General features: G+C 68.2%; 23 protein-coding genes. 11 read left to right on the top strand and 12 right to left on the bottom strand.

Features of this window, described 5'->3' with window-relative positions; all coding sequences use genetic code 11:
• Window positions 1–62 precede the first annotated feature (62 nt).
• Together cgtA and proB are read left to right on the top strand one after the other, a co-directional pair.
• Window positions 63–1,133, top strand: a complete 1,071-nt coding sequence (cgtA, locus tag GTO19_RS15140) for an Obg family GTPase CgtA (RefSeq protein ID WP_291022061.1) — start codon at window positions 63–65, stop codon at window positions 1,131–1,133.
• Between the two features lie 18 nt (window positions 1,134–1,151).
• Complete coding sequence (gene proB, locus GTO19_RS15135; protein ID WP_291022059.1) at window positions 1,152–2,309, top strand: glutamate 5-kinase; 1,158 nt, start codon at window positions 1,152–1,154, stop codon at window positions 2,307–2,309.
• Between the two features lie 6 nt (window positions 2,310–2,315).
• Here proB and GTO19_RS15130 read toward each other — a convergent pair whose 3' ends face one another.
• Window positions 2,316–2,828: a CNP1-like family protein gene (locus GTO19_RS15130; RefSeq protein ID WP_291022057.1), complete on the bottom strand. Its 513-nt coding sequence runs from the start codon at window positions 2,826–2,828 to the stop codon at window positions 2,316–2,318.
• A complete protein-coding gene (locus GTO19_RS15125; RefSeq protein WP_291022055.1) occupies window positions 2,825–3,478 on the bottom strand; it encodes an RNA pyrophosphohydrolase in 654 nt (217 codons plus the stop codon). Before GTO19_RS15125 ends, GTO19_RS15130 begins: the two co-directional genes overlap by 4 nt.
• Before the next feature lie 167 nt (window positions 3,479–3,645).
• Here GTO19_RS15125 and GTO19_RS15120 point away from each other — a divergent pair, with 167 nt between their 5' ends.
• Both GTO19_RS15120 and GTO19_RS15115 read left to right on the top strand, forming a co-directional pair.
• A complete protein-coding gene (locus GTO19_RS15120; protein WP_291022054.1) occupies window positions 3,646–5,391 on the top strand; it encodes a proline--tRNA ligase in 1,746 nt (581 codons plus the stop codon).
• A complete protein-coding gene (locus tag GTO19_RS15115) occupies window positions 5,388–6,014 on the top strand; it encodes a lytic transglycosylase domain-containing protein (protein WP_291022052.1) in 627 nt (208 codons plus the stop codon). The genes GTO19_RS15120 and GTO19_RS15115 overlap by 4 nt, the downstream gene beginning before the upstream one ends.
• A 6-nt stretch (window positions 6,015–6,020) precedes the next feature.
• Here the strand turns inward: GTO19_RS15115 and GTO19_RS15110 are convergent, their stop codons facing one another.
• The 5 genes from GTO19_RS15110 to hemA form a co-directional block, all read right to left on the bottom strand.
• Entirely contained in the window at window positions 6,021–7,028 is a 1,008-nt protein-coding gene (locus tag GTO19_RS15110; protein WP_291022050.1) for an AAA family ATPase, read from the bottom strand.
• Window positions 7,029–7,195: 167 nt separating this feature from the next.
• A complete protein-coding gene (grxD, locus tag GTO19_RS15105) occupies window positions 7,196–7,519 on the bottom strand; it encodes a Grx4 family monothiol glutaredoxin (protein ID WP_291022048.1) in 324 nt (107 codons plus the stop codon).
• A gap of 42 nt (window positions 7,520–7,561) precedes the next feature.
• Window positions 7,562–8,395: a peptide chain release factor N(5)-glutamine methyltransferase gene (prmC, locus tag GTO19_RS15100; RefSeq protein WP_291022046.1), complete on the bottom strand. Its 834-nt coding sequence runs from the start codon at window positions 8,393–8,395 to the stop codon at window positions 7,562–7,564.
• A gap of 61 nt (window positions 8,396–8,456) precedes the next feature.
• The gene (prfA, locus tag GTO19_RS15095) at window positions 8,457–9,488 is read right to left on the bottom strand and encodes a peptide chain release factor 1 (RefSeq protein WP_291022044.1); all 1,032 of its coding nucleotides are present in this window, start codon (window positions 9,486–9,488) and stop codon (window positions 8,457–8,459) included.
• Window positions 9,489–9,550: 62 nt separating this feature from the next.
• The gene (hemA, locus tag GTO19_RS15090; RefSeq protein WP_291022042.1) at window positions 9,551–10,843 is read right to left on the bottom strand and encodes a glutamyl-tRNA reductase; all 1,293 of its coding nucleotides are present in this window, start codon (window positions 10,841–10,843) and stop codon (window positions 9,551–9,553) included.
• A gap of 49 nt (window positions 10,844–10,892) precedes the next feature.
• On the opposite strand from hemA, the gene GTO19_RS15085 reads away from it, so the two are divergent.
• Window positions 10,893–11,153, top strand: coding sequence for a hypothetical protein (locus tag GTO19_RS15085; RefSeq protein ID WP_291022040.1), 261 nt, complete (start codon window positions 10,893–10,895; stop codon window positions 11,151–11,153).
• A 4-nt stretch (window positions 11,154–11,157) separates the two neighbouring features.
• Here the strand turns inward: GTO19_RS15085 and ugpQ are convergent, their stop codons facing one another.
• The 5 genes from ugpQ to ugpB all read right to left on the bottom strand — a co-directional run bounded on the left by ugpQ (window position 11,158) and on the right by ugpB (window position 16,095).
• A complete protein-coding gene (ugpQ, locus tag GTO19_RS15080; protein WP_291022038.1) occupies window positions 11,158–11,901 on the bottom strand; it encodes a glycerophosphodiester phosphodiesterase in 744 nt (247 codons plus the stop codon).
• Complete coding sequence (locus GTO19_RS15075) at window positions 11,898–12,908, bottom strand: sn-glycerol-3-phosphate import ATP-binding protein UgpC (protein WP_291022037.1); 1,011 nt, start codon at window positions 12,906–12,908, stop codon at window positions 11,898–11,900. Before GTO19_RS15075 ends, ugpQ begins: the two co-directional genes overlap by 4 nt.
• Window positions 12,909–12,920: 12 nt before the next feature.
• Window positions 12,921–13,775, bottom strand: coding sequence for a sn-glycerol-3-phosphate ABC transporter permease UgpE (gene ugpE, locus GTO19_RS15070; protein WP_291022153.1), 855 nt, complete (start codon window positions 13,773–13,775; stop codon window positions 12,921–12,923).
• Window positions 13,776–13,788: 13 nt separating this feature from the next.
• Window positions 13,789–14,670: a sn-glycerol-3-phosphate ABC transporter permease UgpA gene (gene ugpA / locus GTO19_RS15065; protein WP_291022035.1), complete on the bottom strand. Its 882-nt coding sequence runs from the start codon at window positions 14,668–14,670 to the stop codon at window positions 13,789–13,791.
• Window positions 14,671–14,775: 105 nt separating this feature from the next.
• Window positions 14,776–16,095 (bottom strand): sn-glycerol-3-phosphate ABC transporter substrate-binding protein UgpB, encoded by a 1,320-nt coding sequence (gene ugpB, locus GTO19_RS15060; protein WP_291022033.1) that lies wholly within the window; start codon window positions 16,093–16,095, stop codon window positions 14,776–14,778.
• Between the two features lie 178 nt (window positions 16,096–16,273).
• Between ugpB and GTO19_RS15055 the strand changes: the two genes are divergently transcribed.
• The 6 genes from GTO19_RS15055 to ubiB are packed head-to-tail and all read left to right on the top strand — an operon-like array spanning window position 16,274 to window position 24,625.
• Window positions 16,274–20,140: an FAD/FMN-binding oxidoreductase gene (locus GTO19_RS15055; protein ID WP_291022031.1), complete on the top strand. Its 3,867-nt coding sequence runs from the start codon at window positions 16,274–16,276 to the stop codon at window positions 20,138–20,140.
• A 17-nt stretch (window positions 20,141–20,157) separates the two neighbouring features.
• Window positions 20,158–20,583, top strand: coding sequence for a DUF971 domain-containing protein (locus GTO19_RS15050; protein ID WP_291022029.1), 426 nt, complete (start codon window positions 20,158–20,160; stop codon window positions 20,581–20,583).
• Between the two features lie 15 nt (window positions 20,584–20,598).
• Window positions 20,599–21,330: a bifunctional demethylmenaquinone methyltransferase/2-methoxy-6-polyprenyl-1,4-benzoquinol methylase UbiE gene (gene ubiE / locus GTO19_RS15045; RefSeq protein WP_291022027.1), complete on the top strand. Its 732-nt coding sequence runs from the start codon at window positions 20,599–20,601 to the stop codon at window positions 21,328–21,330.
• A 58-nt stretch (window positions 21,331–21,388) separates the two neighbouring features.
• Complete coding sequence (locus tag GTO19_RS15040) at window positions 21,389–22,411, top strand: Tim44 domain-containing protein (protein ID WP_291022025.1); 1,023 nt, start codon at window positions 21,389–21,391, stop codon at window positions 22,409–22,411.
• A 49-nt stretch (window positions 22,412–22,460) separates the two neighbouring features.
• On the top strand, window positions 22,461–23,063 hold the full coding sequence (locus tag GTO19_RS15035; protein WP_291022023.1) for a hypothetical protein: 603 nt from the start codon (window positions 22,461–22,463) through the stop codon (window positions 23,061–23,063).
• Window positions 23,060–24,625, top strand: a complete 1,566-nt coding sequence (gene ubiB / locus GTO19_RS15030; RefSeq protein WP_291022021.1) for a ubiquinone biosynthesis regulatory protein kinase UbiB — start codon at window positions 23,060–23,062, stop codon at window positions 24,623–24,625. The genes GTO19_RS15035 and ubiB overlap by 4 nt, the downstream gene beginning before the upstream one ends.
• The last annotated feature ends 81 nt before the right edge of the window (window positions 24,626–24,706 follow it).

The raw sequence follows: 24,706 nt of genomic DNA, 5'->3' as shown, positions 1-24,706 counted from the left end.
CCTCGCGCAAGAGGCCCGCGCATGCGGGCCTTTTTGTTGCCCTCGGCTAGCATTGGCATCCCATGAAGTTCGTTGACGAAGCCACCATCGACGTCGCCGCCGGCGATGGCGGGAACGGGTGCGCCTCGTTCCGACATGAGAAGTACAAGGAATTCGGCGGTCCGGATGGCGGGGACGGCGGGCGCGGTGGCCACGTGATCATGCTGGCCGACGCGAGCCTGAACACCCTGGTCGATTTCCGCTACACCCGCCGCTTCGAGGCGCAGCGCGGCGAGCATGGCAAGGGTTCCGACATGTTCGGCGTCAAGGGCGACGACGTTGTGCTGAAAGTGCCGGTCGGCACCATCGTGACGGACGCGGAGTCGGGCCAGGTGGTGTGCGAGTTGCTCCAGCCGGGTGAACGTGTGATGGTGGCCAAGGGCGGCGACGGCGGCTTTGGCAACATGCACTACAAGAGTTCCACCAACCGCGCGCCGCGTCAGAAGACACCCGGCTGGCCCGGCGAGCGCAAGGCGCTCAAGCTGGAGCTCAAGCTGCTGGCCGATGTGGGGCTGCTGGGCATGCCCAACGCCGGCAAGTCCACCCTCATCGCCGCTGTCTCGAACGCCCGGCCCAAGATTGCCGACTACCCGTTCACTACCCTGCACCCCAACCTGGGTGTGGTGCGCGTGGGCCCCGAGAAGAGCTTCGTGGTGGCGGACGTGCCGGGCTTGATCGAGGGTGCATCCGAGGGCGCTGGCTTGGGGCATCAGTTCCTGCGGCATTTGCAGCGCACGCGCCTTCTGCTTCATCTCGTGGATGCCGCGCCCTTCGACGAAACCGTCGATCCAGTGACGCAAGCCAAGGCGATCGTGGCCGAGCTCAAGAAGTTCGACCCCGACTTGCATGCCAAGCCGCGCTGGCTGGTGCTCAACAAGGTGGACATGCTGCCGCCCGAGGAACGCGAGGCCCGCGTCAAGGACATCGTGCGGCGCCTGCGCTACAAGGGGCCCGTGTTCGAGATCTCGGCGCTGACGCGCGAGGGCTGCGAGCGACTGGTGCAGAAGGCATACGAGCACATCGAGGCACTGCGCCAGCAGGAGCAGGAGCCCACCGAGGTCGATCCGCGCTTCGTGGCGGGGGATAACGGTTGATTCGATACCAATGACACCATGAGCCAGGTCATCGACAACACGGCCACCGAGACAGCCGACCTCCTGCGCCACGCGCGTCGCATCGTCGTCAAGGTCGGCTCCAGCCTGGTGACCAATGAGGGCCGCGGCCTCGACGAAGAGGCCATCCGGCACTGGAGTCAGCAGCTCGCAGCGCTGGTTCAACAGGGGCGCGAACTCATCATGGTGAGCAGCGGCGCCATCGCGGAGGGCATGAAACGGCTGGGCTGGAGCAGGCGGCCGCACGAGGTGAACGAGCTGCAGGCCGCCGCCGCTGTGGGGCAGATGGGCCTGGTGCAGATGTACGAGACGCAGTTGCGCGCTTGCGGCGTCGGTAGCGCGCAGGTGCTGCTGACCCATGCCGACCTAGCCGACCGCGAGCGCTACCTCAATGCCCGGTCAACTCTGCGCACGCTGCTGCAATTGGGCGTGGTGCCCGTGATCAACGAGAACGACACGGTGGTCAATGACGAGATCAAGTTCGGCGACAACGACACCCTGGGTGCGCTGGTGGCCAATCTGGTCGAGGCCGACGTGTTGATCATCCTGACCGACCAGAAAGGCCTCTATACGGCCGATCCCCGGCGTGACCCTGCCGCACGCTTCGTGCACGTGGCGCGCGCGGGCGATGCCGCGCTGGAGGCCATGGCGGGTGGGGCGGGCAGCGGCATCGGCAAGGGCGGCATGATCACCAAGATCCTGGCGGCCAAGCGCGCGGCGGCGTCCGGCGCGTCAACGGTGATCGCCTGGGGGCGTGAGCCGGACGTGTTGCTGCGCCTGTGCGCGGGCGAGGCCATCGGCACGGCGCTCGTGGCACAGACGGCCAAGCACCAGGCCCGCAAGCGCTGGATTTCCGATCACCTGCAACTGCGAGGCGCGGTGGTGGTGGACGACGGCGCCGTGGCCAAGATCGCAGGAGAAGGCAAGAGTCTGCTGCCCATCGGCATGACGAGCGTCGAGGGCGACTTCTCGCGCGGCGATGTCATCTCGGTGCGTGACGCGCGCGGGCAGGAAGTGGCGCGAGGTCTGGCGAACTACGCCAGCTCCGAGGCCCGACTGCTGTGCCGCAAGTCCTCGGCTGATTTCGAGCGCTTGCTGGGTTATACGGCCGAGCCCGAGATGATCCACCGTGACAACCTGGTGCTCAGCCGAGGCTAGGCACCATCAGCGCAAGCGGTACGAGTGGCCGTTGCGCAGCGTGTCGAGGATCTGGCGCGGGGATCCGTTCGGCGCGCGCCCATCGCACAAGCCGGTTTGCGCGAGTTTGAACGCGCGGCGGGTGCTGCCTCGCGTGTCCATGGCTTGCCACTCGTCCGTGGAACTGGTGCGCCATTGTTCGCTGCCCGGGTCCCAGCGGCCATAGACCTTGACCTCGGCGGCGTCGCAGCGCACGCCTTCGTAAAGCACGTTGACGGCCCCACTGCGGCTGCGCGCAACGAAGACGTAGCGCACCACGCCATCGGTGCCCACACTCAGGGTGTCTGGATCGATGCCGTATTCGAAGGACGAGCGATCCTCGATGTCGACGGTGAGCAGTTTCTCGGTGCTGAAGCGCTGCGGCAAAGCCACCTCGGCTTCCTTCCAGGGTTCCGGCTCCTGGTACTGGGCCCGGACGGCGCCGTGCACGGTGACGAGCGCAGCGGCGCAAGCCGCCGCGTGAAAGAACCTGCTGTTCATTTGGAAGGGACGCCCTGGGGGCTGTTGAGCGGTTGCGGCCCGGGCTCGAAGCTGGCCCCCGGCGGCAACTCCAGGCCGGGCGGCGGCGATGGCACGGTGTCCGGGCCCTGATCGCCGTCGGCCGGACGAGGACCGCGACCCTGCTGGTTGCGCAGGTAGCGGTTGCGGTGGCCTTCGTGGCGCGGCACGTAGCGCGCCAATTCGGTCAGCGCCATTTCGTAGACTCCCCGCTTGAATTCGACGACCACGTCCAGGGGGACCCAATAGTCGTTCCAGCGCCAGGCGTCGAATTCGGGGTGGTTCGTGGCGCGCAGGTTCAGGTGCCAGTCTTGCGCCACCAGGCGCAACAAATACCAGATCTGCTTCTGCCCCTTGTAGTGGCCGCGCGCATCGCGCCGGATGAAGCGGTCAGGCACTTCATAGCGCAACCAGTCCCGCGTGCGGGCCACGATGGCCACGTGCTCAGGGCGCAGCCCCACTTCCTCGTGCAGTTCCCGGTACATCGCCTGCTCGGGCGTTTCGCCGCGGTCGATGCCGCCTTGCGGGAACTGCCAGGAGTGGGAGCGGATGCGCTTGCCCCAGAACACCTGGTTTTTCTGGTTGAGCAGAATGATGCCGACATTGGGCCGAAAGCCCTCTCTGTCAAGCATAATCAACCTCGATTTTTGAACTGCGACCATTATGCATCGCACCCCGCGCCCAGCGAAGTGATCGCACACCGCACGGCCCCGCGTCCCGCCTAGGGATATACCCGCAAGCGGCGCCGGAGCCACCCCTCCAGACCCCCCTTTCGCGCACCACCGGTGCAGGCCCCTTCATGAAAGCCAGCCAGTTCCTGATCACCACGCTCAAGGAAGCGCCCGCCGACGCGGAGGTGGTGAGCCACCGCCTCATGACCCGCGCCGGCATGATCCGCAAGCTGGGGGCCGGCATCTACAACTACATGCCCATGGGGCTGCGCGTGATCCGCAAGGTCGAGCAGATCGTGCGCGAGGAGATGAACCGCGCCGGCGCGGTCGAACTCACCATGCCCGTGGTGCAACCCGCCGAGTTCTGGCAGGAAAGCGGTCGCTTCGAAAAGATGGGCCCCGAGTTGCTTCGCATCAAGGATCGCCACGATCGTGACTTCATCGTGCAGCCCACCAGCGAAGAGGTGGTGACGGACATCGCGCGCCAGGAGTTGCGCAGCTACAAGCAGCTACCACGCAACCTGTACCAGATCCAGACGAAATTCCGCGACGAGCTCCGACCGCGCTTCGGCCTGATGCGTGGTCGCGAGTTCATCATGAAGGACGCCTACAGCTTCGACCGCGACGAGGCGACTGCCAAGGCCAGCTACCAGGTGATGGCCTCGGCCTACCGCCGCATCTTCGACCGTTTCGGCCTGAAGTACCGCGCGGTCGCCGCTGACAGCGGCGCCATTGGCGGCGACCTGAGCGAAGAGTTCCAGGTGATCGCGGCCACCGGCGAGGACGCCATCGTCTATTGCCCCACGAGCGATTACGCCGCCAACATGGAAAAGGCCGAGGCCTTGGCGCCCCCGGGCCCGCGCCCCGCGCCGGCCAACGCGCTCACGCGCACGCCCACCCCGGGCAAGGCCACCTGCGCCGACGTGGCGCAGCTGCTGGGTGTGCCGCTGGCCACCACCGTCAAGTCCCTGGTGCTGGCCACCGACGAACTCGACGAAACGGGCGCCGTGAAGGCCTCGAAGGTCTGGCTGCTGCTGCTGCGCGGCGACCACGACATGAACGAGGTGAAGGTGGGCAAGGTGCCCGGACTCGACCAGGGCTGGCGCTTCGCCACCACGGCCGAGATCGAATCGCATTTCGGCTGTCGGCCAGGCTACCTGGGCCCCATCGGGCTCAAGCGGCCCGTCGAATTGGTGGTGGACCGCGAGGTGGCCGTCATGGCCGACTGGATCTGCGGCGGCAACGAGCTTGACGTGCACCTGACCGGTGTGAACTGGGGCCGCGATCTGCCCGAGCCCACGCGCGTTGCCGACCTGCGCAACATCGTCGAGGGCGACGCCTCGCCCGACGGCAAGGGCGTGCTGGCCATCGAGCGCGGCATCGAGATCGGTCACGTGTTCTACCTGGGTACCAAGTACAGCCGCTCGATGAACGCCACCTTCCTCGACGAGGACGGCAAGCCCAAGCACTTCGAGATGGGTTGCTACGGCATCGGCATCACGCGCCTGCCGGCAGCGGCCATCGAACAGAACCACGACGAGCGCGGCATCATCTGGCCAGACGCCATCGCGCCGTTCACCGTGGTGGTGTGCCCGATCGGCATGGACCGCAGTCCGGATGTCAAGGCGGCCGCAGAGAATCTCTACTCCGAGTTGTTGGAGCTGGGCGTGGATGTGATTCTGGATGACCGTGGAGAGCGACCCGGAGCGATGTTCGCCGACTGGGAGCTCATTGGTGTGCCCCACCGCATCACCCTCGGCGACCGCGGCGTGAAGGCCGGTCAGGCCGAATACCAGCACCGGCGGGACAGCGCGGCCACGGCGGTGCCGCTGGCGGAAGTGGCGGCTCACGTGAAGGCCCGCCTCACGGCATGAGCATGGACGGCTGGACCCGACGCCAAGGGCTGGCCGCCATGGCCGCTCTGGCGGGCAACGTCTGGCTGCCGCCCGCGCGCGCGGGTCAACTGGAAGAACCCCTGGCCGACTCCGTGCGCACGGCGCTGAGCGCGGCGATCGCCAATGGCTCGCCACCCGTTCCCGAGTTCACCGATACCGAGCGCCGGCTGGCCTATCTGCGCTGGCTGGGCGCCAACAGTGAGCGCTTGCGCCGACGCAAGCCCGACTTCCAGACCCGCATCGAATTTCTGCAGACCGTGTGGTACGAAACGCGCCGCGCGGGGCTGGACACCACCATGGTGTTGGGTCTGATCCAGGTGGAAAGCGGCTTTCGCAAGTTCGCCATCTCCAGCGTGGGTGCGCGCGGTTACATGCAGATCATGCCGTTCTGGGCTCGCCTCATCGGCGATGGCGACGTGGGGGGCCTGTTCCACATGCAGACCAACCTGCGCTTCGGCTGTGTGATCCTGCGGCACTACCTCGACCGCGAGCGCGGCAACGCCTTCATGGCCCTGGGCCGCTACAACGGCAGCCGCGGCAAGGACGTGTACCCGAACGCCGTGCAGGCCGCGGCGCGCCAATGGGCGCACCCCGACGCCTGAGCGCCCTTACTGAAGGAAGCCGATACGGCCTTTCCCCGGACCGCCGCGCGGCAGGTCCTCGGGCTCCATGCGGTAGCGATCGTCCAAGCGCGCATTGCCGAAGGCCGTGACCAAGGCGCGGCGCATCTCTCGCGGCGGCAGGCCGCCGAGGATGTCCAGCACATCGGCGGGCACCTCCGGGTCGAAGCGTTGGCCCCAGTCGTGCTCGCCGCGGATGCCCCGGTACAGGTTGGCGGCAATCTTGCGCGCCGCCTCGGGCGAGGGCGGCTGGATCTCGAACACGTTCATGCGGTTCAGGATGGGCTCGGGGATGGCGCGCTCGTCGTTGGCCGTGGTCACCCAGATCACCTGGCTGGCGTCAATGGCCACTTCGGCGAATTCGTCGACGAAGTGCTGCGCCGTGTCGTGCTCCAGCAGGCTGTAAAGCGCACCGAGCGGGTCGTACTGCGCGTCGCCGCTGGCCTTGTCGATCTCGTCCACGACGATCACCGGATTGGCGTACTGGCCGTCCACCAGGGCCTCGAACACCTTGCCCGGGCGCGCACCTTTCCATTGCGAGGACGATCCCGAGAGCAGCCAGCCTGCCGTCATGCTGCTCATGGGCACCAGGTTCATGCTGGTGCCCAGCAACTCGGCGAGCTGGCGCGCGAAGTGGGTCTTGCCAACCCCGGGCGGGCCCAGCAGCAGCATGGGCGTCACCTCCAGGCTGTCGCGGCTGTCCTGGCTCAGCGCCACGTGGCGCTTCACATCGTCCAGCGCGTCGCCGAAGTTGGGCATCAGTTCGTAGAGAGGGGCCATGTCGGGCAGGCCGGAGGGCTTCACGGCGAAGCGCTGTGAACCGCGTTCGAGCATGCGCTGCCAGGTGTTGCGCAGGCCTTCATGTTCACGCTCATTGCCACTGGCCTGCAGCTTGGCCAGCTTGCGCTCGACTTCGTCCGTGTCGAACACGCTGCGCATCTGGGCGATGGGCAGACCCAAAGGGGATGAGGCAACCAGGCTGCGTGAGCTGCTCATGGAATTCTCCTTAGAACGCGGCAGTGGGGACATTCAAGCACGTGGCGTGCCCGTCTGACCTGCTGATAAGGACCGGAAAAGGCCCGCAGGAGTTCACTTTCGCGCGGAGTGTGCAAAAAGCACGAGGCCGCCCGGTGGGCGGCCTCGGAAGAGATGCGGATGGGGGTTCAGTTCTGCGCGCTGAGTACCTGCTGCAGTTCGCCCGACTGGTACATCTCCATCATGATGTCCGAGCCGCCGACGAACTCGCCCTTGACGTAGAGCTGCGGAATGGTCGGCCAGTTGCTGTATTCCTTGATGCCCTGGCGGATGGCGTCGTCTTCCAGCACGTTCACGGTGAACAGGCTGCGGGGATCGACACCGCTGGCCTTGAGGATCTGGATGGCGCGGCCCGAAAACCCGCACATGGGAAAGCTGGCGCTGCCCTTCATGAAGAGCACGATGTCGTGGGATTTGACCAGTTGGTCGATGCGGGTCTGGGTGTCGCTCATGTCGTGGTCCTGCTGGCGGGGTGGGCCCCGGAATGGAGGGAATTATCGCGCCGACGGCCAGCGGGCGCCGCTGCAGCGCACGATGCCCGCCAGGTCGGTGCGGCCTCCCACGGCCTCGAAACCGGCGGCGCCCAGCAGGGCCTGCACGGCACCGGCTTGGTCATGCCCGTGTTCGAGCAGCAGCCAGCCACCCGGCGCCAGGGCGCGGGTGGCCTGCTCCACGATGGCGCGGATGTCGTCCAGGCCATCGACGCCCGAGACCAGGGCGGACAGCGGTTCGTGGCGAAGGCCCGTCAGGTGTGGGTCACCGGCGGCTATGTAGGGCGGGTTGCTCAGGATCAGATCGAAGCGCTCGCCGGGCACGGCGGCGAGCCACGGGCCGGCTGCGAAGCGGGGTCGCAGGCCCAGGCGCTCGGCGTTCTCGCGCGCCAGGGTCAGCGCGGGCTCGCTGGTGTCGGTGGCGGTCATTCGCAAGCCGGGCCGGGCGTTCATCAGCGCCAGGGCAATGGCGCCGCTGCCGGTGCCCAGGTCGATGGCCCGGGCGTCGGGCGGCAGGCTGGCCAGCAGTTCCAGCGCCCAGTCCACCAGGGTTTCCGTATCGGGGCGCGGCGCCAAAGCGCGGGGGTCGGACCGCAGCACCAGGCCGTGGAAGCCCTGCTCGCCGCGCAGGTAGGCCATGGGCTCACTGTCGCGGTGGCGTCGGGCGAGCGCGGCCAGGCGGGTGCGGGCGCTGTCGTCCAGCGTGAGTTCGTCGTGCGCCGCGAGCCAGGCGCGGGCCTGCGGGTCGCGGCCCAGGGCCAGCAGAAGCAACTGCTGGGCCTCCAGGCGCGGCACGCCGCTGGCCACCAGGGCGCGCAAGGTGTCGGCAATGGTCACGGGATGATCCCCCGCGCTGCGCGCCGCGGGGCTGAGCGGCTTGGGATCGGCCCGGTGGCGCTCATGCCGCCGCCTGTTCCAGTTCGGCCAGCAACTCGGCGCCGCGCGCCACCTGCAGAGCGTGTACGACCTCGTCGAGCTCTCCTTCCAGCACGCTGCCCAGCTGGTACAGCGTGAGGTTGATGCGGTGATCGGTGAGCCGGCCCTGCGGGAAGTTGTAGGTGCGGATGCGCTCGCTGCGGTCGCCGCTGCCGATCAGGCCCTTGCGGGTGGCGGCTTCCTTCGCCGCGCGCTCGGCCCGGTCTTTCTCGCGCAGGCGCGCGGCCAGCACCTGCAGGGCCTTGGCCTTGTTGCTGTGCTGGCTGCGGCCGTCCTGGCATTCGGCGGTGATGCCCGTGGGCAGGTGCGTCACGCGCACGGCCGAGTCGGTCTTGTTGATGTGCTGCCCCCCCGCGCCGCTGGCGCGGAAGGTGTCGATGCGCAGTTCCGCAGGGTTGAGCTCGATGGCCACCGCCTCGTCTGGCTCGGGCATCACGGCCACGGTGGCGGCGCTGGTGTGGATGCGGCCCTGCGTCTCGGTGGCCGGCACGCGCTGCACGCGGTGACCGCCGGATTCGAAGCGCAGCCGCCCGTAGGCGCCGTCGCCTTCGATGCGCAGCACCAATTCCTTGTAGCCGCCCAGTTCGCTGGGGGATTCGCTCATGATTTCCGTGCGCCAGCCCTGGCGATCGGCGTAGCGCGTGTACATGCGCGCCAGATCGCCCGCGAACAGGGCGGATTCGTCGCCGCCCGTACCGGCGCGGATTTCCAGGAAGGCCGGCCGGGCGTCGTCGGGNNCGCAGGCGGTGATTTCTTCCTGCGCCATCGCGGCCATCTCGGGGTCGCGCAGCATCTCGCGCGCGGCCTGTTCGTCGGCCTCGCGCGCCAGGAAGCGGTCGAACACGGCCACCACCTCGCTGGCCTCGGCGTGCTCCCGGCTCAGGGCCCGAAAGCGCGCGATGTCGTCCACCACGTCGGGCGCGGAGAGCAGGGCGTCCAGTTCGTGGAGGCGGGCGCGCTGTTTCAGCAGGGCGTGGCGGACGAAAGGTTTCATGGGCGGGGCCCGGCAGCGGCGCGCGCGTGGCAGAGCGCCACGGCGGCCGCGCGCCGGGCGGGCTAGGACTGGGGATCTTGCGGCAGGCGGCCGTCGCGCAGGAACAGGCGCGACACCGTCTCGGCCGTGGCGGCGCGCGCGGCGGCGTCGCCGCTGTGCAGCTCGGCCAGGGTGCCGTGCAGCATCTTCTGGGTGAGCCCCTTGGACAGGGCTTCCAGCACCGCCTCGACCGGCTCGCCGCGCGCCAGCAGGCGCCGGGCGCGGTTGAGTTCGTGCGCGCGCCAGGCGTCGGCCTGGGCGTTGATCTGCTGGATGAGCGGCACCACGCCGTTGGCCGGGTCGCGGCGCTCCATCCAGTGCATGAAGCTCAGCACGCCGGCGTCGATGATGGCCTCGGCCTGGGCCACGGCGGCCAGGCGGTTGTCCTTGCCGGTCTGCACCACGGTGGCGAGGTCGTCCACGGTGTAGAGGTAGACATCGTCGAGCGCTTTCACCTCGGCCTCGATGTCGCGCGGCACGGCCAGGTCGACCATGAACATGGGGCGGTGCTTGCGCTTCTTGAGCGCGCGCTCCACCGCTCCCAGGCCAATCAGCGGCAGGGTGCTGGCGGTGCAGCTCACCACCACGTCGAATTCGTGCAATTGCTCGGGCAGCTCGGCCAGGCGCATCACCTGGGCGCCGAAGCGGCTGGCCAGCTTCTCGCCGCGCTCCATGCTGCGGTTGGCGATGGCCATGGCCCGGGGCGTCTTGGCCGCGAAGTGCGTCGCGGCGAGTTCGATCATCTCGCCCGCGCCGACGAAGAGCACGCGCACCTCGCGCAGGTCTTCGAACAGTTGCGAGGCCAGGCGCACGGCGGCCGCCGTCATGCTGATGGAGTGCGCGCCGATCTCGGTGGAGCTGCGCACCTGCTTGGCCACGGCAAAGGAGCGCTGGAACAACTGGTGCAGGGTGGTGCCCAGGGCGCCGGCCTCGTCGGCCGCGCGCACGGCATCCTTCATCTGACCCAGGATCTGGGCCTCGCCCAGCACCATGCTGTCCAGGCCGCTGGCCACGCGAAAGGCGTGGCGCGCGGACTGGTCGTCGCGCAGCACGTAGGCGTGGTCGCGCAGCACCTGGGAGCTGACGCCGCCGGCCTGGGCCAGCCAGTCCAGCGTGGGGTCCAGCACGGCCGGATCGCCCGCGCCATAGAGCTCGGTGCGGTTGCAGGTGGACAGCAGCGTGGCCTCGGGCTGGCGGGGCAGGGCGCTGCGCAGGGTGTGCAGGGTGGGCTGGATCTGGTCGAGCGCGAACGCGAAACGGCCCCGCAGGTCGAGCGGGGCCGTCTGGTGGTTGATGCCGAGCGTCCAGACAGACATGCCCCGGATTATAAAATTTGCTGCTTATGAACGGCCTTGATCATTCTCAATGACCGCGATATTGCTGCTTGAGCATGTGCTGGCCTTCATCGCGCCTGCCCTGGGCGTGGCCCTGGTGCTGGCCCTGGGCCTGCGGCTGCGCCGGGCCGGTCGGTTCGCGCGCGGCACCCAGGTGGCCGTCCTCGTCACCGGCGGTGTGCTGGTGCTGCTGGCGGGGCTGATCGTTTTCGGCCGCGATGGCCGGGTGGCGACCTACGCCGCCCTGGTGCTGGTGCAGGGCAGCCTGGCCTGGTGGCTGCGCGGGCGCTGAACTTTCAGCCCGCCGGGGGGAACAAGTCCACCCGGTCCGTGATGATCCCGTCCAGCCCCAGGTCCAAGAGCCGCTGCGCGGCCCATTCGTCGTTCACCGTGTAGGCCAGGGCGCGCCAGCCCTCGGCGCGGGCCAGGTCCACCAGGGCCTGGTCCCACAGCGCGTGGTTGCACACCAGGGCCACGCAGCCCAGATCGCGGGCCATGCGCTGCCAGCCGTCCCAGGGCGTGTCCATCAGCAGGCCGCGCGGCAGTTCGGGCGCGGTCTCGCGCGCGCCCTGCAGCGCTTCGGGGCGGAACGAGGTCAACAAGGGCGGGTCGCCCGGCCGGCCCGCCCACAGGCGCCGCGCCTCGGCGGCCACGGCGCGGCCGGTGGCCAGTTCCTGCCCCGGGGTGGGCTTGATCTCGATGTTGAGCCAATGCCGCTGCGCCTGGCAGTGGCGGGCCAGGGCCTCCAGCGTGCACAGCGGTTCACCCGCGAAGGCGCGCGAGTGCCAGCCGCCAGCGTCCAGCCGGCTCAGCTCGCTCCAGGGCCGCTCGCCGGCCACGCCCTGGCCATTGGTGGTGCGCTCCAGCGTGGCGTCGTGCAGCAGGAAGACCACGCCGTCGGCGCTCAGCTTGGCGTCGCACTCATACATGCGGTAGCCGTGGGCGGCGCCCAGGCGGAAGGCGGCCAGGGTGTTCTCGGGCGCCAGCTTGCCGGCGCCGCGGTGCGCGATCCAGCGCGGGTAGGGCCAGGGAGCCGTCACCGCTCGACCCGCTGGCCGGTGGCCGCGTCGAACCAGTGCAGCCGGTCCTCCCGGGGCTTGGCGTGGATGGTGCTGCCCACGGCCGGCGCACCCTCGTCCTCGTGCGTGCGGATGATCACCGCCTCGTCGCCCAGGCGGCAATGAACCAGGCGCTCGGCGCCCAGCAACTCCACCGTCTCCACCTGCAGCGCCCAACCCTCGGTGCCCAGGTCCAGGTGCTCGGGTCGGATGCCCAGGGTGCGGCCTTCGCGCCCGCCCGGGGCCTGCTTGAGCAGGTTCATGGGCGGCGAGCCGATGAAGCTGGCCACGAAGGTGGTGGCGGGCCGGTTGTAGACCTCTTCCGGCGTGCCGAACTGCTCCATGTGGCCGGCGTTCATCACGATCATGCGCTGCGCCAGGGTCATGGCCTCCACCTGGTCGTGGGTCACGAACAGGCTGGTGATGCCGAGTTCGCGGTGCAGCTTCTGGATCTCGATGCGCATCTGCGCGCGCAGCTTCGCGTCCAGGTTGGACAGCGGCTCGTCGAACAGGAAGACCTGCGGCTCGCGCACGATGGCGCGGCCCATGGCCACGCGCTGGCGCTGCCCGCCCGAGAGCTGGCGCGGCTTGCGCTCCAGCAGGTGGCCCAGCTCCAGGATCTTCGCGGCCTTGTCCACGCGCGCCTTGATCTCGTCCTTGGGCACCTTGGCGATCTTCAGGCCGTAGGCCATGTTGTCGAACACGCTCATGTGCGGGTAGAGCGCGTAGTTCTGGAACACCATGGCGATGTCGCGCTCGGCGGGCTCGAGCCCGTTCACCACACGCGGGCCGATGAGGATCTCGCCGCCCGTGACTTCCTCCAGGCCGGCCACCATGCGCAGCAGCGTGCTCTTGCCGCAGCCCGAGGGGCCGACGATCACGATGAACTCGCCGTCGGTGATGTCGGCGCTGATGCCATGAATCACCTGCAGGGACTGCTTGCCCTGGCGGTATTGTTTGATGACGTTCTTGAACTGCAGCGTTGCCATGGATGCGTCTCTTTATTTCTCGGTGTCGACCAGGCCCTTGACGAACCATTTCTGCATGAGGATGACCACGATGGCCGGTGGCAGCATGGCCAGGATGGCGGTGGCCATCACGACGTTCCACTCCACGTAGACCTCGCCGAAGATGGCGCGCTTGATGCCCAGCACCACCGGATACATGTCCTCGCTGGTGGTCACCAGCAGCGGCCACAGGTACTGGTTCCAGCCGTAGATGAACAGGATCACGAACAGCGCCGCGATGTTGGTGCGCGACAGCGGCAGCAGCACGTCGCAGAAGAAACGCATCGGCCCGGCGCCGTCGATGCGCGCGGCCTCCACCAGCTCGTCGGGCACGGTGAGGAAGAACTGGCGGAACAGGAAAGTGGCCGTGGCGGACGCGATCAGCGGCACCGTGAGGCCCGCATAGCTGTTGAGCATGCCGAGGTTGGATACCACCTCGTACGTCGGCACGATGCGCACCTCCACCGGCAGCATCAGGGTGACGAAGATCATCCAGAACACCAGGCCGCGCGCGGGGAAGCGGAAGTAGACGATGGCAAAAGCCGAGAGCAGCGAGATCGCGATCTTGCCCAGGGCGATGACCATGGCGCAGACGAAGCTGACCCACAGCATGGGCAACACCGGTGCGATGGTGGAGCCGCCCGTGGTCTTGCCACCCAGCAGGGCGAGCTTGTACGTCTCGAAGAAATGGCTGCCCGGCACCAGCGACAGTGGGTTGCTGGTGGCCACCTGTTCGGCCGACTGCGTGGAGCCGACGAAGGTGATGTAGACCGGGAAGGCCACCACCAGCACGCCAATCAGCAGGATCAGGTGAGAGACGGCGGTGAGGACGGGGCGTCGTTCGATCATCATGGCCGGTTCCTCAGTACTGGACTTTCTTTTCGACGAATCGGAACTGCAGCACCGTCAAGCCAATGACGATGGCCATGAGGATGACCGACTGCGCGGCCGAGCCGCCCATGTCCAGCGCCTTGAAGCCGTCGTAGTACACCTTGTAGACCAGGATCGCCGTGTCCTTGCCCGGGCCCCCGTGGGTGGTGGCGTCCACGATGGCGAAGGTGTCGAAGAAGGCGTAGACGATGTTGATCACCAGCAGGAAAAAGGTGGTGGGCGACAGCAGCGGGAAGACGATGGTCCAGAAGCGGCGCCAGGGCGAGGCGCCGTCGATGGTGGCGGCCTCGATCAGCGACTGCGGAATGGACTGCAACCCCGCCAGGAAGAACAGGAAGTTGTAGGAGATCTGCTTCCACACCGCGGCCATGACGATCAGCGCCAGGGCATGGTCCGCGTCGAGCAGGTGGTTCCAGTCCATGCCCAGCCAGCGAAGGGCATAGGCCACCACGCCATAGGGAGAAGCGAACATGAACAGCCACAGGACGCCCGCCACCACCGGCGCCACCGCGTAGGGCCAGATCAGCAGCGTCTTGTAGACCGATGCGCCGCGCAGCACGCGGTTGGCCATCACGGCCAGCAGCAGGGCGATGACCAGGCCGAAGCCGGCCACCATGATGGAGAACTGCGCCGTCACCTTGAAGGAGGCCAGGTAGCTCGGGTCGTCGAACAGGCGCTGAAAATTGGCCATACCCACGAACTCCGTGGAGAGGCCGAAAGCGTCCTGTTGCAGCACGCTCTGGTACAGCGCCTGCGCAGCCGGCCAGAAGAAGAACACGAGCACGACGGCCATTTGAGGGGCCACCAGGGCCCAGGGTAGCCAGGCGGATCGGAATCGGACGCGTTTTTCCATGTCGGCCGAAGCAAAAGAGGGGTGTGCGACGCTACAACAAAAACCGCCCCGCCCGGGTCGCGCCGGTGCGGGGCGGGCGGGGCGCCGGTGGCGCCCGGCGGACCATCACTTGCCTTTGTTGGCGGCTTCGAAGCGGGCCAGCAGCTCGTTGCCGCGCTTGACCGCGTCGTCCAGCGCCTGCTTGGGCGCCTTGCGTCCGGCCCAGACCTGCTCGAGCTCTTCGTCGTTGATGGTGCGGATCTGCACGAAGTTGCCCAGGCGGATGCCGCGCGATTTGTCGGTGGTCTTGCGGATCATCTGCTCCACCGACACGTCGGTGCCCGGGTTCTGCTTGTAGAAGCCCGATTTCTCGGTGAGCTCATAGGCCGCCTTGGTGACGGGCAGGTAGCCGGTGCGCTGGTGGCTCTTGGCTGCTTCCTCGGCCTTGGACAGGTGAGCGAAGAACATGGCTACGCCCTTGTAGTCGGCGTCTTTCTTGCCCGACATCACCCACAGGCTCGCGCCACCAATGACCGTGTTCTGCGGCGCGCCGGTCACGTCGGGGTAGTAGGGCAGGGTGCTGATGCCTCCCGTGAACTTGGCGTTGCGCTTGACGTTGCCGTACAGGGCCGAGGAGCCGGTCGTCATCGCGCACTCGCCAGAGACGAAGGTGGCGTCGGCGGCGTTGCCGCGGCCCTTGTAGACGAACAGGCCGGTTTTGGCCATGTTGGCCAGGTTCTCGATGTGGCGCACGTGCAGCGGGCTGTTGAAGCTCAGCCGGGTGTTGAGGCCGCGCATGCCATTGCCCAGGGTGGCGAACTCGGTGTTGTGCCAGGCCGAGAAGCTCTCGAGCTGCGTCCAGCTCACCCAGCTGGTGGTGAAGGGGCACTTGTGGCCCGAGGCCTTGAGCTTGCCGGCCGCCAGGGCCACTTCCGGCCAGGTCTTGGGGGGCTGCTCCGGGTCCAGGCCGGCGGCCTTGAAGGCGTCCTTGTTGTAGTGGAAAACGGTGGTCGAGCTGTTGAAGGGGAAGCTCAGCATCTGGCCGTTGGGCGCGGTGTAGTAGCCAGCCACTGCGGGCACGTAGGCGTTCGGATCGAAGCTGACGCCGGCCTTCTTCATCACCTCGCCCACGGGCACGATGGCCTGGCGGCTGGCCATCATGGTGGCCGTGCCGACCTCGAAGACCTGCAGGATGTGGGGCGCGTTGCCGGCGCGGAAGGCCGCGATGGCGGCCGTCATGGATTCGTCGTAGCTGCCCTTGAAGGTCGGCACCACCTTGTACTGGGTCTGGGTGGCGTTGAAGTCCTTGGCCAGGTCGTTCACCCACTCGCCCAGGGCTCCGCCCATGGAATGCCACCACTGGATCTCGGTCTGTGCGTGGGCTGGGGTGGCGAAGGCGGCGGCCAGGGTCATGGCACCGGCCAGCGGCATGAAGCGGAATCTCATGGATGCTCCTCTGTTGGGTAGGACACTGCGGAAGCCGCAGGCTATCGGTCTTGTGTGACGGATCGATTGCACAGGCGTTGCCCGGGTATGACAACCGGGGTTTCCATAAGGGACGGATGGGATGGTGCACTGCGATACCATCCCCGCCTCGGTGCCCTATGACGGTGCCGAGCGCCCCATGAACGCTCCCACACCGCTCACGCTGCTCACCGCCACGGACGACGCCCCCCGCCTGCGCGAGATCCCCTACAACTACACCTCCTTCTCGGACCGCGAGATCGTGATCCGGCTGCTGGGCGAGCGCTCCTGGTCCCTGCTCGACCAGCTGCGCGGCGAGCGCCACACCGGCCGATCGGCCCGCATGCTGTATGAGGTGCTGGGCGACATCTGGGTCGTGCAGCGCAATCCCTACCTGCAGGACGACCTGCTGTCCAGCGCCAAGCGCCGCGGCCAGCTCGTCGATGCCCTGAACCACCGCCTGGCCGAGGTGCAGAAGCGCCGCACCCCGGCGGACGACCCGGCCCGTGACGCCCTGGTGGGTGAGCTGCTGGTGGCCGCACGCGAGGCCGTGAAGGCCTTCGCCAGCTCCTTCGACGAGGTGGCGGCCCTGCGCCAGCGCGCCCAGAAGGCCCTGGGGCGCCTCACCGCCAGGGACAACATCAAGTTCGACGGCCTGTCGCGCGTCTCGCATGTCACCGACGCCACCGATTGGCGCGTCGAGTACCCCTTCGTCGTGCTCACCCCCGACACCGAGGCGGAAATGGCCGGCCTGGTGCAGGGCTGCGTCGAGCTGGGCCTGACCATCATCCCGCGCGGGGGCGGCACCGGCTACACCGGCGGCGCCATCCCGCTCACCTGGAAGAGTGCGGTCATCAACACCGAAAAGCTCGAGGCCATGACCGAGGTCGAGTGGGTCAAGGTGCCCGGCCACGACGAGCCCCTGCCCACCATCTGGACGGAAGCCGGCGTGGTCACCCAGCGCGTGGCCGACGCGGCCGAGCGCGCCAGTCACGTCTTCGCGGTCGATCCCACCAGCGCCGAGGCCTCGTGCATCGGCGGCAACATCGCCATGAACGCGGGCGGCAAGAAGGCCGTGCTGTGGGGCACGGCGCTGGACAACCTGGTGAGCTGGCGCATGGTCACGCCCCAGGCCGAGTGGCTGGAGGTGACCCGCCTGGACCACAACCGCGGCAAGATCCACGACGCCGAGGTCGCCACCTTCGAGTGCCGATACTTCGCCCCCGACGGAAAGACCCCGCGCCGCACCGAGACCCTGACCATCCCGGGCCGCACGTTCCGCAAGGAAGGCCTGGGCAAGGACGTCACCGACAAGTTCCTCTCGGGCCTGCCCGGCATCCAGAAGGAGGGTTGCGACGGCCTGATCACCAGCGCGCGCTGGATCGTGCACCGCATGCCCGAGCACACCCGCACCGTGTGCCTGGAGTTCTTCGGCAACCCCAAGGACGCGGTGCCCAGCATTGTCGAGATCAAGGACTTCATGTTCGCCGAGCAGAAGCGCTCGGGCGTGGTCCTGGCCGGCCTGGAGCACCTGGATGACCGCTACCTGAAGGCGGTTGGCTACGCCACCAAGAGCAAGAAGGGCAATGGCGGCCTGCCCAAGATGGTGCTGATCGGCGACATCGTGGGCGACGACCCGGACGCGGTCGCGCGCGCCACCAGCGAGGTCATCCGCATCGCCAACACCCGCCACGGCGAGGGCTTCACCGCCATCAGCCCCGAGGCGCGCAAGAAGTTCTGGCTCGACCGCAAGCGCACGGCGGCCATCAGCAAGCACACCAACGCCTTCAAGATCAACGAGGACGTGGTGATCCCGCTGCCGCGCATGGGCGAGTACACCGAAGGCATCGAGCGCATCAACATCGAGCTCTCGCTGCGCAACAAGATCCGCCTGGCCGACGAGCTGGAGGCCTTCTTCCAGCGCGGCAACCTGCCCCTGGGCAAGGGCGACGACGCCAGCGAGATTCCCACCGCCGAGCTGCTGGAAGACCGCGTGCAACAGGCCCTGGCCCTGGTGCGCGAGGTGCGTGCCCTCTGGGGTGGCTGGCTGCGCGATGTGGACCGCCTGTTCCCTCAGCTGCAGGACCACAGCCTGCGCGCGAGCTGGAAGACCCAGATCCGCGCCCCGCTGCAGCAGATCTTCAATGGCGCCGCCTTCGGCCCGCTGCTGGCCGAGTGCAACGCCGTGCACAAGCGCGTGCTCAAGGGCCGCGTCTGGGTGGCCCTGCACATGCATGCCGGCGACGGCAACGTGCACACCAACATCCCGGTCAACAGCGACGACTACGAGATGCTGCAGACCGCGCACGAGGCGGTGGACCGCATCATGGTGCTGGCGCGCAGCCTGGACGGCGTGATCTCGGGCGAGCACGGCATCGGCATCACCAAGCTCGAGTACCTGACCGACGAGGAGCTCAAGCCCTTTGCCGACTACAAGGCGCGGGTGGACCCCGAGGGTCGCTTCAACAAGGGCAAGCTGCTGCGCGGCGCCACGGACGGCGCGCGGCTCGCCGACCTCTCGCACGCCTACACGCCCAGCTTCGGCCTCATGGGGCACGAGTCGCTGATCATGCAACAGAGCGACATCGGCGCCATCGCCGATTCGGTGAAGGACTGCCTGCGCTGCGGCAAGTGCAAGCCGGTGTGCGCCACGCACGTGCCGCGCGCCAACCTGCTCTACTCGCCGCGCAACAAGATCCTGGCCACCTCGCTGCTGATCGAGGCCTTCCTGTACGAGGAGCAGACGCGCCGCGGCGTGAGCATCCAGCACTGGCAGGAGTTCGAGGACGTGGCCGACCACTGCACGGTCTGCCACAAGTGCGTCACACCGTGCCCGGTGAAGATCGACTTCGGCGACGTGACCATGAACATGCGCAACCTGCTGCGCAAGATGGGCCAGAAGAGCTTCCGCCCCGGCAACGCGGCGGCCATGTTCTTCCTCAACGCCACCAACCCGGAGACCATCAAGTTCGTGCGCGGCGCCATGGTGGGCGTGGGCTTCAAGGCCCAGCGCCTGGCCAACGACCTGCTCAAGCGCGTGGCGCGCAAGCAGACCGCCGCGCCGCCGGCCACGCTGGGCCCGGCACCGGTGAAGGAACAGGTCATCCACTTCATCAACAAGAAGATGCCGGGCGGCCTGCCCAAGAAGACCGCGCGCGCCCTGCTGGACATCGAGGACAAGGACTACGTCCCCATCATCCGCAACCCCCAGGGCACCACGGCCGAGACCGAGGCGGTGTTCTATTTCCCCGGTTGCGGCTCGGAGCGCCTGTTCAGCCAGGTCGGCCTGGCCACGCAGGCCATGCTCTGGCACGCCGGTGTGCAGACCGTGCTGCCGCCGGGCTACCTGTGCTGCGGCTACCCGCAGCGCGGCTCGGGCCAGTTCGACAAGGCCGAGAAGATCATCACCGACAACCGCGTGCTGTTCCACCGCGTGGCCAACACGCTCAACTACCTGGACATCAAGACCGTGGTGGTGAGCTGCGGCACCTGTTACGACCAGCTCCAGGGCTACGAATTCGAGAAGATCTTCCCGGGCTGCCGCATCGTCGACATCCACGAGTACCTGCTGGAAAAGGGCATCCGCCTCGAATCCCGGGGCGCCTACCTCTACCACGACCCCTGCCACAGCCCCATGAAGCTGCAGGACCCCATGAAGACCGTGAAGGCGCTGGTGGGCGATCAGGTGCTCAAGAACGAGCGCTGCTGCGGCGAGTCGGGCACGCTGGGCGTCACGCGGCCGGACGTGTCCACCCAGGTGCGCTTCCGCAAGGAAGAGGAACTCCGCAAGGGCGAGGCCGCGCTGCGCGCCAGCGGCGCCGTGGCCGCTGACGCCAACGTGAAGATCCTCACCAGTTGCCCGAGCTGCCTGCAGGGGCTCAGCCGCTACGGCGAGGACCTGCAGAACGGGCTGCTGGAAGCCGACTACATCGTCGTGGAGATGGCTCGTCATATCCTCGGCGAGAACTGGCTGCCCGACTACGTCGAGCGCGCCAATCAGGGCGGCATCGAACGCGTCCTCGTCTGATTCAACGGAGACCGCCCATGGCCGGCCTGGACCGCAACACCCCCATCCCGCAGGACATCACTCTGCACGGCGCCTCGCGCGTGCTCGAGGTCTCATTCTCCGACGGGCAGAGCTTTCGCATCCCCTTCGAGCTGATGCGCGTGTACTCGCCTTCGGCCGAGGTGCAGGGCCACGGCCCCGGGCAAGAGGTGCTGCAGACCGGCAAGCGCGAGGTGCGCATCGTGGGCCTGGCGCCGATCGGCAACTACGCCGTGCAGCCCACCTTCGACGATGGTCACGATTCCGGCATCTTCTCCTGGGACTACCTGTACTTCCTGGGCTCGCAGCAGGGTCAGCTCTGGGCCGACTACGAAGCCCGATTGCAGGCCGCGGGCGCGAACCGCGACGATCCCATGCCGGCGGCCGGCGGCCACGCGCATGGGCACAGCTGCGGCCACCACTGACAGGGAAGAGCGCCCATGGCACAGACCCATTTCGGCTTCAAGACCGTTGATGAGGGCGAGAAGGCCCAGCGCGTGCGCGGCGTGTTCGACTCCGTCGCCTCGCGCTACGACGTCATGAACGACCTGATGTCGGGCGGCCTGCACCGCATCTGGAAGCGCTACACCACCACGGTGGCCCACGCGCAGCCAGGCCAGCAGGTGCTCGACATCGCCGGCGGCACCGGCGACCTGGCCCTGGCCTTCGCGCGCCAGGTGGGGCCCACGGGCCGCGTGGTGCACACCGACATCAACGAGGCCATGCTGCGCGAAGGCCGCACCCGCTTGCTGGATGCCGGCGTGGTGCTGCCCACCCTGGTGTGCGACGCCGAGAAGCTGCCCTTCGCCGACGCCAGCTTCGACATCGTCTCGGTGGCGTTCGGCCTGCGCAACATGACGCACAAGGAACTTGCGCTGGCCGAAATGCATCGGACGCTCAAACCCGGTGGCCGGCTGCTCGTTCTGGAGTTTTCCCGGGTGGCCAAGCCGCTGGAGAAGGCGTACGACTGGTATTCGTTCAATGTGCTGCCGAAACTGGGCCAGCTGGTGGCGGGAGACGCCGACAGTTACCGCTACCTGGCCGAGTCGATCCGCATGCACCCGGACCAGGAGAGCCTCAGGCAGATGATGAAAGTGGCCGGCTTCGGGCACGTCGACGTGCACAACCTCACCGGAGGCGTCGTCGCGCTGCACCTGGGCATCAAGTGTTGACGCGGGCGCGGTCGCCCGCACATTCGGACTGCAAGCGTTGCAATCGGAGGCAAATCGCATGAACAAGCACAAACTCTGGTCCTTTCTGCTGGCCTGTGCCCTGGCCGTCGGCTCTGCCGACGTGATGGCCAAGCGCCTGGGCGGGGGCCTGTCCATCGGCAAGCAGTCGGGCAACGTCACGCAACGCAGCACCGCACCGACCCCGCCCAACCAGGCGCCCGCCCAGCAGGCGGCGCCTGCCCCCGCGCAGAACAGCGCGGCGACGCGCCCGGCCACGGCGCCCGCAGCCGCCGCCGCGCCCAAGCGCCCCTGGGGCGCCATGCTCGGCGGCCTGGCGGCTGGCCTGGGCCTGGCCTGGCTGGCCTCTGCCCTCGGCTTCGGCGAAGCCTTCGCGCAGTTCCTGCTGTTCGCCCTGCTGGCGGTGGTGGTGCTGGCCGTCGTCGGCATGGTGATGCGCCGCAAGGCGCCGGCCCAGGCCACCGGTGGTGGCGCCGGCCTGGCGTACCAGGGCGCGGGTGGTGCCACCGCGCGCGCGCCGCTCGACCTGGAGCCGGCCGCGCCGGCCAGCTACAGCCCCAAGAACGTCGGCAACGACGCCTCGGCCCGTCCCTGGGAGCGCAGCGCGCCCGCCTCGCTCGACCACGGCCAGGGCGGCTCCATGATCGGCTCCGCCCTGCTGGGCCGCCAGACCTGGGGCATTCCGGCCGGCTTCGACGTCGAGGGTTTCCTCAAGGCCTCCAAGGCCAACTTCGTGAACCTGCAGGCGGCCTGGGACAAGGCCGACATCCCCAGCCTGCGCGCCATGATGACGGACGACATGCTCGAGCAGATCAAGGGCCAGTTGGCCGAGCGTGAGCGCCAGGGTGGCGGCGCCCACCGCACCGAGGTGGTGATGCTGGAGGCGCAACTCCTGGGCATCGAGGAACTGGATGGGGAGTACATGGCCAGCGTGGAGTTCTCCGGCCTGATCCGCGAGGAGCCCTCGGCCGGCCCCAACCCCTTCCGCGAGGTCTGGAACATCACCCGCCCCAGCAGCGGCCCCGGGGGCTGGCTGGTGGCCGGCGTCCAGGCCCTGCAGTAAGCCTTTGCGGCGTCGGCGCGGCGCCGTTATCCGTCAGAATCCGGTGGCCATGTCCCATGTACCACCCGATTCCACGTCTGGCGCCACCCCTGGCGCCAGCCCCGGCGGCTCCGCCGGTGCGCCCAACGATCCACTGCGGTCGATCCTGCAACTCCTGCGCCCGCCCGGCTGGGTGATCGACGAGCTGCAGAACAAGCTGGTGCTCTTTCTCAACCACGTGCTCCAGCAGGAGCCCGCCGCCACCGAGCGGCTGCGCCGCCAGGCCGGCAAGCCGCTGCGCGTGCAGTGGGGCGACTTCCATCTCTGCGTGGCGCCCACGCGCGCCGGCCTGCTGGAGCGCGTCGACCCCGTGATGCACCCGCCCGAGCTGACTGTCAGTCTCACCCAGGCCTCGCCCGCCGACCTCGCGCGGCGCGTGCTGTCGGGTGAAAAGCCCGCGGTGGACATCCAGGGCGACGTGCAGTTCGCCGCCGAGGTGGCCTGGCTGGTGGACAACGTGCGCTGGGACCTGGAGGAAGACCTCTCGCGCCTGATCGGCGACGCGGCGGCGCACACCCTCGTCGGGTTCGCGCGGCAGGCGGCGCAAGCGATCAAGGGCTTCGCAGCCCGCATGCCCCGCCCGCCCGGCACCGGCGGGAGTGCGGGCCAATGAGGCGGGTGCTGCGCGGCTGCTTCATCGTCTGGGTCGTGCTGCGATACGGGCTCGACGAGCTCGTGCTCTCCAGCTTCGACCACCCCTGGATCCGCCGTCTCACCCGCATCGTCTCCACCGGCCGCCACCTGAACAACCCGCGCGGGCAGCGCCTGCGGGAGGCGCTGGAGCGCCTGGGGCCCATCTTCGTGAAGTTCGGCCAGGTGCTGTCCACGCGGCGCGACCTGCTGCCGCCCGACATCGCCGACGAGCTGGCCCGTCTGCAGGACCGCGTGCCGCCGTTCCCGAGCGAGGTGGCCATCGCCACCATCGAACGCGCCTTCGGCCGCCGGGTCGACGAGGTGTTCAGCCAGTTCGAGCGGGTGCCCGTGGCCAGCGCTTCCATCGCCCAGGTGCACTTTGCCACCCTGCGCGGCGGGCGCAACGCAGGGCGCGAGGTCGCGGTCAAGGTGTTGCGGCCGAACATGCTGCCGGTGATCGAGAAAGACCTGGCCCTCATGCGCCTGATGGCCGCTTGGGTCGAGCGTCTGTCGGCCGACGGCAAGCGCCTGAAGCCGCGTGAGGTGGTGGCCGAGTTCGACAAGTACCTTCACGACGAACTCGACCTGCTGCGCGAGGCCTCCAACGCCGCGCAGCTGCGCCGCAACATGGCCGGGCTCGACCTGGTGCTCATTCCCGAGATGATCTGGGACTGGTGCCGCAGCGACGTCATGGTGATGGAGCGCATGAATGGCGTGCCCATCAACCGCACCGACGAGCTGCGCCGCCTGGGCGTGGACATCCCGCGCCTGGCGCGCGACGGCGTCACCATCTTCTTCACCCAGGTGTTCCGCGACGGCTTCTTCCACGCCGACATGCACCCGGGCAACATCCAGGTCAGCGTCGCGCCCGCCACCTTCGGCCGCTACATCTCGCTCGATTTCGGCATCGTCGGCACGCTGACCGAGCACGACAAGGAGTACCTGGCGCAGAACTTCACGGCATTCTTCCGGCGCGACTACCGTCGCGTGGCCGAACTGCACATCGAATCGGGCTGGGTGCCACCCGGTACCCGGGTCGACGAACTGGAGTCGGCCATCCGCGCGGTTTGCGAGCCGTACTTCGACCGCCCGCTGAAGGAGATCTCGCTCGGCATGGTGCTCATGCGTCTGTTCCAGACCTCGCGGCGTTTCCAGGTGGAGATCCAGCCCCAGCTGGTGCTGTTGCAAAAGACGCTGCTCAACATCGAGGGCCTGGGGCGCGAGCTCGACCCCGAGTTGGACCTCTGGGCCACCGCCAAGCCCTTCCTCGAGAAATGGATGCTGGAGCAGCTCGGTCCACAGAAGCTGCTGGCCCAGCTCAAGGCCGAGGCGCCGCAGTACGCCAAGCTGCTGCCCGCCCTGCCGCGCCTGCTGCACGACTACCTGCGCCACCGCCCGAACGAGCTGAGAAAGGAGCTCAGCGTGCTGCTGGCCGAGCAGCGCCGCACCAATCGGCTGCTGCAGGGCATCATCTACGGCGGCATCGGCTTCGCGCTGGGCCTGATCGTCACCCAGGTGCTGCTGCGCGTACGGCTGTGGTGAGCCCTCGGGCCCGCACCGGGGAATACCCCCGGAATTTATAATCGCGGGCTTTGTCTGGCCGGCCGCTCCCGCGCGCCGGCT

This window comes from Hydrogenophaga sp. (assembly GCF_011772445.1).
Taxonomy (GTDB): Bacteria; Pseudomonadota; Gammaproteobacteria; order Burkholderiales; family Burkholderiaceae_C; genus Hydrogenophaga.
Note: the sequence above shows the minus strand (reverse complement) of the source record. Positions and strands in the feature narration are given on the sequence as shown.

What these genes read in the sequence shown, in the direction of transcription:
- cgtA (WP_291022061.1), top strand. Translation starts at nt 63, where the DNA reads ATGAAGTTCGTTGACGAAGCCACCATCGACGTCGCCGCCGGCGATGGC.
- proB (WP_291022059.1), top strand. Translation starts at nt 1,152, where the DNA reads ATGAGCCAGGTCATCGACAACACGGCCACCGAGACAGCCGACCTCCTG.
- GTO19_RS15130 (WP_291022057.1), bottom strand. Translation starts at nt 2,828, where the DNA reads ATGAACAGCAGGTTCTTTCACGCGGCGGCTTGCGCCGCTGCGCTCGTC.
- GTO19_RS15125 (WP_291022055.1), bottom strand. Translation starts at nt 3,478, where the DNA reads ATGCTTGACAGAGAGGGCTTTCGGCCCAATGTCGGCATCATTCTGCTC.
- GTO19_RS15120 (WP_291022054.1), top strand. Translation starts at nt 3,646, where the DNA reads ATGAAAGCCAGCCAGTTCCTGATCACCACGCTCAAGGAAGCGCCCGCC.
- GTO19_RS15115 (WP_291022052.1), top strand. Translation starts at nt 5,388, where the DNA reads ATGAGCATGGACGGCTGGACCCGACGCCAAGGGCTGGCCGCCATGGCC.
- GTO19_RS15110 (WP_291022050.1), bottom strand. Translation starts at nt 7,028, where the DNA reads ATGAGCAGCTCACGCAGCCTGGTTGCCTCATCCCCTTTGGGTCTGCCC.
- grxD (WP_291022048.1), bottom strand. Translation starts at nt 7,519, where the DNA reads ATGAGCGACACCCAGACCCGCATCGACCAACTGGTCAAATCCCACGAC.
- hemA (WP_291022042.1), bottom strand. Translation starts at nt 10,843, where the DNA reads ATGTCTGTCTGGACGCTCGGCATCAACCACCAGACGGCCCCGCTCGAC.
- GTO19_RS15085 (WP_291022040.1), top strand. Translation starts at nt 10,893, where the DNA reads ATGACCGCGATATTGCTGCTTGAGCATGTGCTGGCCTTCATCGCGCCT.
- GTO19_RS15075 (WP_291022037.1), bottom strand. Translation starts at nt 12,908, where the DNA reads ATGGCAACGCTGCAGTTCAAGAACGTCATCAAACAATACCGCCAGGGC.
- ugpE (WP_291022153.1), bottom strand. Translation starts at nt 13,775, where the DNA reads ATGATCGAACGACGCCCCGTCCTCACCGCCGTCTCTCACCTGATCCTG.
- ugpA (WP_291022035.1), bottom strand. Translation starts at nt 14,670, where the DNA reads ATGGAAAAACGCGTCCGATTCCGATCCGCCTGGCTACCCTGGGCCCTG.
- ugpB (WP_291022033.1), bottom strand. Translation starts at nt 16,095, where the DNA reads ATGAGATTCCGCTTCATGCCGCTGGCCGGTGCCATGACCCTGGCCGCC.
- GTO19_RS15055 (WP_291022031.1), top strand. Translation starts at nt 16,274, where the DNA reads ATGAACGCTCCCACACCGCTCACGCTGCTCACCGCCACGGACGACGCC.
- GTO19_RS15050 (WP_291022029.1), top strand. Translation starts at nt 20,158, where the DNA reads ATGGCCGGCCTGGACCGCAACACCCCCATCCCGCAGGACATCACTCTG.
- ubiE (WP_291022027.1), top strand. Translation starts at nt 20,599, where the DNA reads ATGGCACAGACCCATTTCGGCTTCAAGACCGTTGATGAGGGCGAGAAG.
- GTO19_RS15040 (WP_291022025.1), top strand. Translation starts at nt 21,389, where the DNA reads ATGAACAAGCACAAACTCTGGTCCTTTCTGCTGGCCTGTGCCCTGGCC.
- GTO19_RS15035 (WP_291022023.1), top strand. Translation starts at nt 22,461, where the DNA reads ATGTCCCATGTACCACCCGATTCCACGTCTGGCGCCACCCCTGGCGCC.
- ubiB (WP_291022021.1), top strand. Translation starts at nt 23,060, where the DNA reads ATGAGGCGGGTGCTGCGCGGCTGCTTCATCGTCTGGGTCGTGCTGCGA.